The 12,511-nt window shown below is 60.2% G+C and carries 9 protein-coding genes; 5 read left to right on the top strand and 4 right to left on the bottom strand.

Going from position 1 to position 12,511, the window contains the following annotated elements; all coding sequences use genetic code 11:
• Position 1 precedes the first annotated feature (1 nt).
• Positions 2–1,339: a sensor histidine kinase gene (locus tag EXN68_RS16515; RefSeq protein ID WP_142841910.1), complete on the bottom strand. Its 1,338-nt coding sequence runs from the start codon at positions 1,337–1,339 to the stop codon at positions 2–4.
• Positions 1,336–2,010, bottom strand: coding sequence for a response regulator transcription factor (locus EXN68_RS16510; RefSeq protein WP_142841909.1), 675 nt, complete (start codon positions 2,008–2,010; stop codon positions 1,336–1,338). Before EXN68_RS16510 ends, EXN68_RS16515 begins: the two co-directional genes overlap by 4 nt.
• Positions 2,011–2,198: 188 nt before the next feature.
• Between EXN68_RS16510 and EXN68_RS16505 the strand changes: the two genes are divergently transcribed.
• Both EXN68_RS16505 and EXN68_RS16500 read left to right on the top strand, forming a co-directional pair.
• Entirely contained in the window at positions 2,199–3,347 is a 1,149-nt protein-coding gene (locus tag EXN68_RS16505) for an efflux RND transporter periplasmic adaptor subunit (RefSeq protein WP_142841908.1), read from the top strand.
• Position 3,348: 1 nt separating this feature from the next.
• Entirely contained in the window at positions 3,349–6,510 is a 3,162-nt protein-coding gene (locus tag EXN68_RS16500) for an efflux RND transporter permease subunit (protein ID WP_142841907.1), read from the top strand.
• Positions 6,511–6,814: 304 nt separating this feature from the next.
• Here the strand turns inward: EXN68_RS16500 and EXN68_RS16495 are convergent, their stop codons facing one another.
• Complete coding sequence (locus tag EXN68_RS16495) at positions 6,815–7,357, bottom strand: NUDIX hydrolase (protein ID WP_142841906.1); 543 nt, start codon at positions 7,355–7,357, stop codon at positions 6,815–6,817.
• 113 nt (positions 7,358–7,470) lie between these two features.
• On the opposite strand from EXN68_RS16495, the gene EXN68_RS16490 reads away from it, so the two are divergent.
• From EXN68_RS16490 to ku, 3 genes are all read left to right on the top strand, one after another.
• A complete protein-coding gene (locus EXN68_RS16490) occupies positions 7,471–8,115 on the top strand; it encodes a DUF47 domain-containing protein (RefSeq protein ID WP_142841905.1) in 645 nt (214 codons plus the stop codon).
• A complete protein-coding gene (locus EXN68_RS16485; protein WP_052820405.1) occupies positions 8,115–9,119 on the top strand; it encodes an inorganic phosphate transporter in 1,005 nt (334 codons plus the stop codon). Before EXN68_RS16490 ends, EXN68_RS16485 begins: the two co-directional genes overlap by 1 nt.
• A 92-nt stretch (positions 9,120–9,211) precedes the next feature.
• Positions 9,212–10,003, top strand: coding sequence for a non-homologous end joining protein Ku (gene ku / locus EXN68_RS16480; protein WP_142841904.1), 792 nt, complete (start codon positions 9,212–9,214; stop codon positions 10,001–10,003).
• 13 nt (positions 10,004–10,016) lie between these two features.
• Here the strand turns inward: ku and ligD are convergent, their stop codons facing one another.
• The gene (gene ligD, locus EXN68_RS16475; RefSeq protein ID WP_142841903.1) at positions 10,017–12,509 is read right to left on the bottom strand and encodes a DNA ligase D; all 2,493 of its coding nucleotides are present in this window, start codon (positions 12,507–12,509) and stop codon (positions 10,017–10,019) included.
• Positions 12,510–12,511 lie beyond the last annotated feature (2 nt).

The following is a 12,511-nucleotide window of genomic DNA, read 5'->3' as shown; positions in this document are numbered from 1 at the left end:
ATCAGAAGCAGAGCCGGAATGTGCTTCCGAAGGCGGAACTCTCCAGACGGACACGTCCATTGTGGTCAGCGACGATCTGCTTGACAAGGCTGAGACCCAGGCCTGCTCCCGTGCTTCGCGGTGTCACACGATAAAATGGCTCGAATATCCGCTCCTGATGGTCTTCGGCTATGCCCTGCCCTTCATCGGAAACCGCAATTTCCCCGTTTGCGAGAACCGAGACCTGGATCATTCCTCTGTTTCCGCCATGGTCGATGGCGTTGCGCACGATATTATTGACGGCGCGCGGCAGGGCGAAGGGATTGCCCTGCATCTCGTAGCACGCTATCTGCGTGTCGAAGGAAATATCGTAACCCGCAGACAGCGCCAGCGGCGCAAGATCGGCGACGACTGTACGGGCGATCTCGACGAGATCGACCGTCTCCCATCGGTCGTGCACCTGATCGTTCCGCTCCACGGCCAGAAGCTGCTCCGCGGTCTCGCCAAGCCGCGCGACATCCTCCATCAGGCGCTGCCGTTCCGACCCTTCCGGCAGACCCTCTATCCGGGTCTGCATGATGGCGATCGGTGTTCTGAGTTCATGCGCCGCATCGATGAGAAACCGTTGCCGCGCCCGAAACTGCTGCTCAAGCCGTTCAAGGATGCTGTTGAAAGACACAATCAACGGCACGACTTCCCGCGGCACATCCTCGACTGGAAGCTTCGAGCCCGCCCGGCGCGGGTCGATCTCCGGGGCTTTCCGGACGACGGAACTGAGACCGGCGAGCGCCTGGCGCACGATGCGCGGCACGGAAAAGAACACCGCAGGCAGGATAACCGCCAGCAGCGGAACATAGATCGGATAAGTGCCGAGAAGAAGCGTCAGAAACGACGCGCTGATATGGGAGGTTCCGCCGAACATGACCCTCAGCGGCCCAGATGCCGTATCGAGACTTTCAGACAGCGCAACCTCGGATATGCCGGCACCGCCGCGAATATCGGCATCCATCATCAGATGGGCGTAACGCGACAGCTCGGCATAGACCGCTGGCACAGCGCCATAGGTCACGGACTGACCATCCAGCGTCGAGGCAACGAACCAGAGTTCTTTATTCTCCGCCTTGAGGGCCTTCAGCGCCGGCCCCTCGGTGAGGACGAGCCCCTTCTGCGGATCGAGCGAAAGCGACTCGCCGAGTGTCGAAGACAGATCCTCCCAAAGCCCGATATTGGGAGAGACCCGCATCACCCCGTAAACACAAAGCCCGATGATGACGACGGCGATCATGGCGGAGACGACGATGCTGAGTTGCCAGCTCAGTTGCCACCACAGGGACGGGTTGGATTTGCCCTGCGCTTTCATGCCTCTTCCTTCAACAGATAACCGATGCCACGAATATTGTGCACGCTCACACCGGCCGAGGCGTCGAGCAGGCGTTTGCGCAGCCGCGATATATGCGCGTCGAGCGCATTGGACTGGATTTCTTCCTCGTAATTATAAACGGCCGCCTCGAGGGTGGAACGCAGCATAGATTTACCCTTGCGCTTGGCGAGCGCGACGAGAACCAGAAGTTCGCGTCTGGGAAGATCGAAGGGAAGGGAATTGATGGTGACGCTGAGATGCAGTGGGTCGATCACGATCCGGCCCACGGTGATCTGGGCTGGTGCAAGGTTTACCGGTCGTCTCAGAACCGCGCGCACCCGCGCCAGAAGCTCGCCGACGAGAAACGGCTTGCCCAGATAATCATCCGCGCCGCCATCCAGTCCCGCAATGCGGTCCTCCGGCTCATTCATGGCGGTGAGCAGGATGATCGGCGTATCGACACCGGCACGGCGCAGTTTCGGGATGAGCGCAAGACCCTCCCCATCCGGTAGCCGGCGGTCGAGCAGGATGGCGTCGTAAACATGCTGGCGCGTCAGTTCCATCGCGTCACCAAGCCGCATCGTATGGTCGATGACGATGCCCTGCTTGCCGAGCGTTGCCGACAGCGCATCGGCCATTTCCCTTTCATCTTCGATCAACAGAAGTCTCATGCATCACCGTCCCTTCGCCAGCCTTTGTCTGCCAGAAAGGTTGCGGCAGTATTGCGGCGAAGACGATGCGGCAGGGTAATGCTGCTGCAATTATGGTCACTTATCCAGATACCATCCGCCTGAATAACCGGCGACGTGACGGCTCGGTGAGCCGCTACCCAAGGAACTTTGCCTGGAAGGATTGTATTATGTGGGTGAAGAGAAGCATCAAGGCCGGGATCGCACTTGCGGGCTGCGTTCTCGTCGTTACTGCCCTCGACCCGGCGCGCGGCAGCGTCGATGCGAATGAACGCGCCAGGGGAATTGTCGAGGCCACCTCCCTGAGCCCGGCCGGCATCCCCTTCGAACTGACGGCTGCGGAAACGGCGAAGATCGGCACACGCCAGATGGTGGAAAAGCTCAACGTCAGCGGCGAACTCCAGCCGGTCAGCCGTATCGTGATCCGCACCCGTGAGGCCGGGAAAATTCTGGAGATGAACGTACGGGACGGACAGGCGGTGCGGGCCGGTGATGTGCTGGTGCGCTTTGAAACCGACGACCTGCAAGCGGCGTTGCTGCAACGGCAAAGCGACCGGGACGCGGCCGAGGCCGAACTGACGCTGGCGATGCTGGCACTGACGAGAACCGAACAGCTTGCCACCAAAAACATCACATCGGCGGAACAGCTGGACAAGGCGAAAAGCGATGTCGTGGTGAAAACCGCAAGGGTTCAAAGCCTTTCGGCGCAGACGGATATTGCCCGCCTTGCATTGAGCAATGCCGAAATCCGCGCGCCTTTCAGTGGCACGGTCACCCGCCGGCTGGCAGAGGCAGGCGCGCGCGTCAGTGCCGATGGCGAACTTCTCACACTGGTCGATACCAGCGTGCTGGAAGCGAAGGTTCTGGTCGCCACCCGCGATATTCCCCGTGTAACCCCTGGCCAGACAGCGGAACTGGAGATTGACGGCCTCGTTGGCCAGACCGTCAAGAGCACTGTCGAGCGTATCAGCCCGGTTGCCGAGGATGGCACACGTTTCGTCGCCGTCTATCTGCGGCTTGCCAATCGCGACGGTCGGTTGTGGGGTGGCATGTTTGCCAGCGGATCAATCCTCGTCCGCGAAAAAAACGACGCGCTCGTCGTTCCCGCCATCGCGCTTCGCAAGGATGAGACGGGCTACCACGTGCTCAAGGTGACGGACGGTCATCTGCGCCGCCAGACGGTGGCGCTCGGATCGCGCTGGAACGGCGGCAGCCTGATCGAGATCGCCACGGGCCTGAAGGATGGCGAAATGATCCTGACTGCACCGCTTCCGGAATTGCAGCCGGACATGGCCGTGACCATCGATAAGGCAGGCTGAAATGTTCTTGACGCGTATATCCGTCTCCCATCCCGTCTTCGCCACCATGATGATGGTGACATTGCTGGTCATGGGCCTCTTTTCGCTGCAGCGGTTGGGGCTGGATCAATATCCCAATGTCGACGTGCCCGTCGTCGTCGTGGTCACCACCTATCCCGGTGCGACGCCGGAGACCGTGGAAACCGAAATAACGCGCCCGGTCGAGGATGCGCTGAACGCCATTGGCGGCCTGGATGAGATCACCTCGACCTCATATGAGGGGCGCTCCGTGGTCGTCGTGAAATTCAAGCTCGAGGTAAGGGGGGCCGCCGCGGCACAGGATGTGCGCGACAAGGTCGCCGCCATTGAAGCGAATTTGCCCGAAGACGCCAAGAAGCCGGTCGTCTCGCGTTTCGATCCCGCCGCCGAACCTATCCTCTCGCTGGCAATCAGTTCGACGTCGCTCGATGTGCCAGCACTCACCACCCTTGCCGACCAGAAAGTGGTGCGCCAGCTGACGACCGTTGAAGGTGTCGGACAGGCGACGCTGGTGGGCGGCCGCAAACGACAGATCGACGTTGCCATGGACGAAACACGCATGCGGGCGCTCGGGGTCGGCGTCAACGAGGTGGTGAACGCGCTGCGCACCGGCAACGGCAACAGCCCGGCCGGCAGCATCGTCGATCCCGTCTCCGAACGCACGATCCAGGTTCAGGGTCGCGTCGACGAGCCGCAGGCGCTGCTGGACATGGTGGTGGCGAGGCGTGGTGGCGCGGCGATCCTGCTGCGCGATGTCGCCACGGTTTCCGAAGGGGCGGTCGATGCCGAAAGTCGCGCCCTCTATAATGGCCAGACGGCGCTGGCAATCGATATCGTCAAGGTCCAGGACGCCAACACGGTTCAGGTCGTGACGGATGTGAAGAAACGCATCCAGCAGCTCAATACCGAGCTGGCCACGCAGAATGTGCAATTGCGCATCGTCACCGACACCTCCACGCCCATCCGGGAATCCGTCGATCAGGTGCAGACGACGCTGATCGAAGGGGCAGCGCTCGCCATCGCCATCGTTTTCCTGTTTTTGAATTCCTGGCGCAGCACGGTCATCACCGGCCTGACACTGCCAATCGCCATCATCGGTACGCTTGCCGTCATCGATTTTCTTGGTTTCACCCTTAATACACTCAGCCTTCTGGCGCTCACACTCTCCATCGGCATCCTGGTGGATGACGCGATCGTCGTGCGCGAGAACATCACCCGGCATCTGCACATGGGCAAATCCCATATCCGCGCGGCGCTCGACGGCACCAACGAAATCGGCCTTGCGGTGATCGCAACGACCGCGACCATCGTGGCGGTCTTCCTGCCGGTCGCCTTCATGGACGGCATTATCGGCCGGTTCTTCTATGAATTCGGCGTCACCGTGTCGGCTGCCGTGCTGATCTCGCTCTTCGTCGCCTTCACGCTTGATCCGATGCTTTCGAGCGTCTGGTACGACCCGGATGCGCAACCGGATGCCAGGCGCGGGCCAATTGGCCGGCTGATTACGCGTTTTGATCGTGGTTTCGAATGGCTGGCCGAACAATATCGGCATGTGATCAGCTGGACATTGCGCCACCGGCTCATCACCCTGCTCACCACATCGGGAATCTTCATCGGTAGCCTGTTCATGGTGCCGCTGGTCGGCATGGAATTCGTACCTGCTACCGATGAGGGCCGCTTCCAGATTACCGTGACGGCCCCGGCCGGTTCGTCACTGGATTACACGACGGCTAAAGTGCGGCAGGTCGAAAAGGCACTGAGGGCGTTTCCCGAGGTTGAAACGCTCTATTGCACCATCAATACCGGTGGCGCGGCGGGCAAGCAGCGCGCCATGGTGCTGGTGGGGCTGGTGCCGCTGACAGCGCGCGCACAAACACCCGCGACGCTGGCCGAACCGATCCGCAAGCGCCTGTCAGCCATACCCGGCATAGAGGTCGCAATCCTTCAGGACGGTCTTGGCGGCGGCGAAAGCCCGGTAAAGCTCAGCATCCTTGGCGACGACCGTGCCGTCCTTGAAAAAATAGCCGCTGGTCTGGTCGAGGATATGAGAAAAATCCCCGGCCTGGTGGATGTGAATTCCAGCGCCCGCAACGTGACCTCGGTTCTTTCCGTGCGTCTGAAACGCGAGGCGGCGAGCGATCTCGGCATTTCCCGTTCCGATCTGGCCACGGCCCTCTCCTCGCTCATCGGTGGTGAGGACGTTTCGAAATGGACGGATAGTGGCGGCAACAGTTATGACATCGTCGTGCGCCTGCCCGGCGATCGGCGCTCCGATGCCGCAACCCTCGGCGAATTGATGATCGCGACCGGTCGCACGGCATCGAACGGCACACCGGTGATGGTGCGTCTCGATCAGGTCGCCGAGATCGGCACCTCGCCGGCACCGGCCGAAATCCGTCGCATAGACAATCGCCGTGAGGTGCTGGTTTCAGCCAACATCTCCGGCCGCACGCTTGGCGACGTGATGGAGACCGTGCAAAACCTGACCGCCGCCCGCGATCTGCCGGATGGTTACCGCATCCGCTTCGGCGGCGAGGCCGAGACCATGCAGGAAACGATTGGCCACATGGTCAAGGCCCTCACGATGGCGGTTATTTTCATTTACATCGTGCTTGCCTCGCAATTCGGCAGCTTCCTGCAACCGCTCGCCATCATGGCTTCACTGCCGCTCTCGCTGGCCGGCGTCCTTCTGGGTTTGATGGTGGCCGGCAGCACGATCAACATGTTCTCGCTGATCGGCTTCATCATGCTGATGGGCCTCGTCACCAAGAACGGTATCCTGCTGGTGGATTTCGCCAACAGGGAGCGGAAACGCGGACTTTCGCTCAACGAAGCGCTGGCGAATGCCGGTGTAATCCGCTTCCGGCCGATCATCATGACGACGCTTGCGATGATCTTCGGAATGATCCCGCTTGGGCTCGCCATCGGCGGTGGCGGTGCACAGCGCGCGCCGATGGCGCATGCGGTGGTCGGCGGCCTCATCAGCTCCACCCTTCTCACCCTAATCGTCGTGCCGACCATCCTGTCCTATATCGACAGCATCACCAGGCGTTTCGCCAACCTTTTGCCGAAAGCACCGGATGAGGCAGGGAAACCGGACACGACGGATAACCCGGTCCAGCCTCGCGAGGCGCAGCCCGGCTGAAAGCCCCTTGTTTGCATGCAGGACGGCCATTGGCGGGAGAGGCAGCAATGCTTTTTCCGTCAATGGGGCAACGGTTCTTATCGGAGCAGAAGCATGGTGGCCGGCCCCTGCCAGAAGTACGGAAAGAACGATGATGGCATGGAGGTAACGGCCGGGAAGCCGCATGGCGGCACGACGTAAACGCATAATGCACCTGATGAAATTCATCCGGCAAAACTGGGCGCGTCATATTGCAATGACATTACGGCAAAAGCTTCGGACAGCGTAATATCTGGGCTCTGCGCACACAGAACATGGCGGCCCCTCAGGGGCTCTCACCCGCCCTGTCTTTTCTTTTGCCCTTGGGCCTGAAATCAACCAGCAGTGATTTCAGTTCGATTTCCCGAACGCGCCTCGCGGCCTCATCCGGGCGGACCCATTCAACCAGGCGTTCGCCCCGTTCCTTGAAACTTGTTTCCGTACCCGTCACCTCGATCTGGAATACATCGACCATGCACGGGACGACGTCGCCATTGTCGAGCATCTTCAGATAGGTGTAACGGCCAATGGCAGCCTTTCTCACCCGGCCGCGCACGCCCGCCTCTTCCCACGCCTCAATCGCCGCCGCCTCATGCGGCTTCTTGCGTTTCATCGGCCAGCCGCGCGGAATAATCCAGCGCTGGGTGGTGCGCGACGTGACGAGGAGGATTTCAACATCGTCTCCGTTGCCGCCGTAGCGAAAACACAAGGCGGCATATTGCTGCCGGAAAGCGCCGGTGAAGAGCTTTTCGGGAACGGCAGCGAGCTGCTGAAGCAGTGTCAGGGGGCGCGCCGGACGGGTTTTCCGGCTTTTCTTGGAAGATTTCATTTGCGTTGATAGTGCCGATTTTCCGGGTTGCATCAATGCCCTGCCTGCATTTATGACAGTTTTATGACAATTACCCCCTACAACATAAATAGCGCCATTGAGGGCCAATTCGCATGATGAGCATTTTCCGCAAGCTGATGCCGCGCGAGGATCGTTTCTTCGACCTGTTCAGCAAACATTCCGAAACCGTCGTCAAGGCGGCTGGTGCTCTCAATCAACTGTTAAGCGGCATCGATGTCGAGAAGAATTGCGACCTTATCGTCGCCCTCGAAGATCAGGCTGATGAGATTACCCGCGATGTGCTGCTTGCGGTGCGGCGCAGCTTCATCACCCCCTTTGATCGCGGCGACATCAAGGACCTCATCCAGTCCATGGATGACGCCATCGACATGATGCACAAGACGGTGAAGACCATCCGCCTGTTCGAACAGGGCGAATTCGATCCGCTGATGAAAGAGATGGGCCATGAGATCGTGCGTGCGGCAAGCCTGATCGCCGAAGCCATTCCGCTTCTGGAAAAGGTCGGCACCAATGCGCAGCGCCTCTCGGCGATTGCCGAAGAAGTCACCCGCGTCGAAGGCCGCTCCGACGAGCTTCATGATCAGGGCCTGAAAGACCTTTTCCGTCGCCACGGTGCGGCCGGTAACGCCATGGCCTATATGATCAGCAGCGAGATCTACGGCGAACTCGAAAAGGTCGTCGACCGCTTCGAGGATGTGGCCAACGAGATCAGCGGCATCGTTATCGAGAACGTCTGATGGATGTCGCACTTGCCCTGCCGCTGCTTGTCGGCCTTATCGCCATCGCGCTGTTCTTCGATTTCCTGAATGGTCTCCATGACGCTGCAAATTCCATCGCCACCATCGTTTCCACCCGCGTATTGCGCCCGCAATATGCGGTTGCCTGGGCGGCTTTCTTCAATTTCATCGCCTTCCTGTTTTTCGGCCTGCATGTAGCGGAAACACTCGGCACCGGCATCATCGATCCGGCCATCGTTTCGCCGCAGGTTATCTTTGCTGCCCTCATCGGCGCGATTGTCTGGAACATCGTCACCTGGGTTTTTGGCATTCCTTCCAGTTCGTCACATGCGCTGATCGGCGGCCTCGTCGGTGCCGGATTTGCGAAAGTCGGTTTTAACTCGATCGTCTGGTCGGGCCTCTTGAAAACCGTCGGGGCGATCTTCATGTCGCCGGCCATCGGCTTCTTTCTGGCGCTGCTTCTGGTGCTCGCCGTTTCCTGGCTGTTCGTTCGGCAGACACCTTTTGCGGTGGACCGCACCTTCCGCGTCATGCAGTTCATCTCCGCCTCGCTTTATTCGCTCGGCCATGGCGGCAACGACGCGCAGAAGACCATGGGCATCATCGCCGTGCTGCTGTTCAGCCAGGGGCATCTGGGCGAAAGCTTTTACGTGCCGTTCTGGGTGGTCATTTCCTGCCAGTCGGCCATGGCGCTCGGCACGCTGTTCGGCGGCTGGCGCATCGTGCACACCATGGGCTCGAAGATCACCCGGCTGAACCCGATGCAGGGTTTCTGCGCCGAAACCGGCGGCGCGCTGACATTGTTCGGCGCGACATGGCTCGGAATTCCGGTCTCCACCACCCACACGATTACCGGCGCCATCGTCGGCGTGGGGGCGGCACGCCGGGTTTCCGCGGTGCGCTGGGGGCTTGCCGGTAACATCGTCATCGCATGGATCGTGACCATGCCGGCCGCCGCACTGATCTCCGCCGCCGTCTACGGGCTGACTTCTCTGCTCGGCTGACTGCCCCGCTGCCCGATTGCCACTCTCCCGGAACAAATACCGCCCCGCGGAAGTTTGATCCGGGAGATCAACGGCGAAACGGACCGCGAACAATGGCACGGCAGGTTTTCTGGAAGGGTTATCTGAAGCTGTCGCTGGTAACAGCCTCCGTCTCGCTGACGCCCGCCACCACCGAAGGCAACAAATACCGTTTCCACATTCTCAATCGCAACACCGGCAATCGCGTCGAAAGCCGGTATGTCGACAATATCACTCACCGGCCCGTGGCAGCAAAAAATCAGGTAAAGGGGTTTCCCCGCGCCGAGGACGATTATGTGCTGCTGGAGGACGACGAGATCGATGCCGTGGCGCTGGAAAGTACCCGCACGATCGATATCAAGACTTTTGTACCGAAGGGGTCCATCGACTGGATCTGGTATGACCGACCGCACTTTCTGCGTCCGGAAGACAAGATCGGCACCGAGGCCTTTAGCGTCATTCGCGAAGCCATGACGGCCAACGGTGTGTTCGGCATTGCGCGACTGGTGCTTTACCGCCGCGAACGGGCAGTTCTGCTGGAACCCTCCGGCAAGGGCATCATCCTGTGGACGCTGCATTATGGCGAAGAGGTGCGTGAGAGCATCGACGCGCTCGACCCGAAAATGAAAATTGAAAAAACGCTGCTGCAGGCCATGGAAAAGCGCATCGGCAAACAGATGACCGGCTGGAAGCCAACTCTGGTGCAGGACCCGATCCAGAAGAAGATCAAGGCGCTTTTGAAGACCAAAGGCGACGAAACGCCGTCGTCCAACAAGAAAACCGGCACGAAAGCCCGCACCGGCGGCAATGTCATCAACATCATGGACGCACTGAAAAAAAGCCTTGCTGCCGAAAAACGAAGCTGATGATCAGCTGCCGTCAGCGGGCTTTTTTCGGCAGCGGTTCCGCTGCGGCGAAAAAACCGTCCCATGGGTCTTTTTTCAGGGCTGAAAGGCGCGCGCCGATATTATTGACGGTAAAATGCGCCGGGCCGATCTCAGCCGTGAGTTCCGACCATTCCAGCGGCGCGGAAATCGCCGCCCCCGGTCGTGCACGGGTCGAATAGGGTGCAACCGCCGTATTGCCCCTGCCATTGCGCAGATAATCGATGAAAAGGCGACCTTTGCGTTTTGCTTTCGTGGCCACGGAAAGATACTTATCGGGTTCAGCCTTCGACATATCGGCGGCCATCGCTTTTGAGAAAGCCTTGACGGCGGCCCAGCCCGCCTGCGGTTTGAGCGGCGCCACGACATGCAGGCCCTTACCGCCGGACGTCTTGACGAAGGCCGCAAGCCCGGCGTCTTCGAAACGCCGTTTCAGTTCCAACGCCGCCTCGATCACCTCTTCCCAGGCCACGTCTTCCCCGGGGTCGATATCCATGGTGATCATGTCCGGCTTCTCCCAGTTGGCAGTCGTTGCGCCCCATGGGTGAATTTCAAGCGTGGCGGACTGGACCAGAGCCATAAGGCCGTCGAAATCGGTGATGCGGATCAGCGGTTCGCCGCCCTTGTCCTTGGGATCCTTGATCTGTTCCACGGCCTTGTTGATGCCGCGCCAGGCGTGTTTCTGGAAAAAACGCTGCCCCTCTATACCCTCGGGACAGCGCAGCAACGCCAGCGGTCGGTCGACGACGAAGGGCGCCATATGCCGCCACACCTGCGCGTAATAATCGGCGAGCCCCTCCTTGGTCACTCCGTCATCAGGCCAATAAAGCCGGTCCGGATGGGTGAATTTGATGGTGGATTGCGGCGCGCCTGTATCGCTCACGGCCTTCTCCTCGCGTTCGATTTCTTCCACCGGCTTGTCTTCGCGCAGGCCGCGGAAGGAAGCGTGACGCAGATTGCCATCGCCAGACCAGGCCCGAAACTCGACTTCCGCCACCAGTTGCGGCGTGACGAAGTGAAGGTCGCGGCGTGCAAGCGCGGTGAGCTTGTCGCCGAACGGGCTCTCCTTGCGGTCCAGCGGTTTCAGGCGGCCAAGCAGCATTTCGGCCACCTCACCCGTGTAGCCGGTGCCGACACGGCCGACATGGCGCAGCTTGCCCTTTTCATAAACGCCAAGCACCAGCGAGCCGATGGCGTGGTCCGATGTCGAAGAGAGCGTGTAGCCGCCAATGACGAATTCCTGCCGCATGGAGCATTTGGATTTGACCCATTCGCCTTTGCGGCCGGAAACATATTGGCTGTTCTTGACCTTGGAAATAACGCCTTCAAGGCTGAGGCGGCAGGCATGGTCCAGCACAAGCTCGCCACTCTCCTCGAAATGTTCGCTGTATCGCAGCTTGGGATCACCCGCCGGCAACAGCTTTTCCAGCAGCGCCTTGCGGTCAGTAAGCGCCGCACCGCGCAGATCGGTGCCATCAAGATAAAGCAGATCGAAAGCGTAAAAAACGAAACGGTCGCTTCGCCCCTCGCTCAGATCATGCTGCAATGCCGAGAAGTCGGAGGCGCCGCTGTCGCGTTCCACGACGATTTCCCCGTCCATGAGCAGTGTTTCGGCCGGCAGGGCCTTTAGCGCGCGTGCCACCGCATCGCCAAACTTCTCCGTCCAGTCCAACCCGCTGCGGGTCAGAAGCTGGAGTTTGCCGTGATCGAGCCGCACCTGCAGACGGTAACCATCGAATTTGATCTCATGCAGCCAGCGGGAACCGGTCGGCGGTTTCGGCTTCAGCGTTGCCAGCGCCGGCGGCACGAAGGACGGAAGCGCCTGTTTGCGTGCTCCCTTTGGCAAGGCGTGCGCCTGCTTTTGGCCGGAAGAAGAGGCAGCAGCCTTTTTGGATACCGGCTTGGAATTCCACGTGTCTTTCGGTTTGGCCGCGACATCCTCGACGCTCCGTCCGGTCTTTACCGATTCCGGTCGCTCCTCCAGAATATCCGCACCACCCTTATGCCGGGCCTCCTCATCATCCCCCTTGATCAGCAGCCAGTTTTCCCTGCTCTCACCGGGTTTTCCGTGCATACGCACCAGGTGCCAGCGCCCTTTCAGCTTTTCGCCATCAAGTTCAAATTCGAGATGGCCCTTGCGATATCCTTTCCTCGCATCACCAATCGGCCTCCAGACGCCACGATCCCAGACGATGACCGTTCCACCGCCATATTGGCCCTTGGGAATGACGCCTTCGAAATCACCATAGCTCAGCGGGTGGTCTTCCACATGCACCGCAAGGCGTTTGTCCTCGGGGTCGAGGCTCGGGCCACGCGTCACCGCCCAGCTTTTCAGCACCCCGTCCATTTCCAGCCGGAAATCATAATGCAGCCGGCGGGCATCGTGTTTCTGGATCACGAAACTCGACCCCTGAGCTTCGGCCCGGGTGCCCTTCGGCTCCGGCGTCTTGTCGAAACTGCGCTTGGCGTTATAGGTCTGCAATCCCATGC

Source organism: Martinezella rhizogenes (genome assembly GCF_007002745.1).
Taxonomy (GTDB): Bacteria; Pseudomonadota; Alphaproteobacteria; order Rhizobiales; family Rhizobiaceae; genus Agrobacterium; species Agrobacterium cucumeris.
This window is presented reverse-complemented; position numbering and strand designations above follow the sequence as displayed.

Excerpts from the sequence above, each read along its gene's own strand:
- EXN68_RS16505 (WP_142841908.1), top strand. The coding sequence starts at position 2,199 with ATGTGGGTGAAGAGAAGCATCAAGGCCGGGATCGCACTTGCGGGCTGC.
- EXN68_RS16485 (WP_052820405.1), top strand. The coding sequence starts at position 8,115 with ATGGATGTCGCACTTGCCCTGCCGCTGCTTGTCGGCCTTATCGCCATC.
- EXN68_RS16490 (WP_142841905.1), top strand. The coding sequence starts at position 7,471 with ATGATGAGCATTTTCCGCAAGCTGATGCCGCGCGAGGATCGTTTCTTC.
- ligD (WP_142841903.1), bottom strand. The coding sequence starts at position 12,509 with ATGGGATTGCAGACCTATAACGCCAAGCGCAGTTTCGACAAGACGCCG.
- EXN68_RS16515 (WP_142841910.1), bottom strand. The coding sequence starts at position 1,339 with ATGAAAGCGCAGGGCAAATCCAACCCGTCCCTGTGGTGGCAACTGAGC.
- EXN68_RS16510 (WP_142841909.1), bottom strand. The coding sequence starts at position 2,010 with ATGAGACTTCTGTTGATCGAAGATGAAAGGGAAATGGCCGATGCGCTG.
- EXN68_RS16500 (WP_142841907.1), top strand. The coding sequence starts at position 3,349 with ATGTTCTTGACGCGTATATCCGTCTCCCATCCCGTCTTCGCCACCATG.
- ku (WP_142841904.1), top strand. The coding sequence starts at position 9,212 with ATGGCACGGCAGGTTTTCTGGAAGGGTTATCTGAAGCTGTCGCTGGTA.
- EXN68_RS16495 (WP_142841906.1), bottom strand. The coding sequence starts at position 7,357 with ATGAAATCTTCCAAGAAAAGCCGGAAAACCCGTCCGGCGCGCCCCCTG.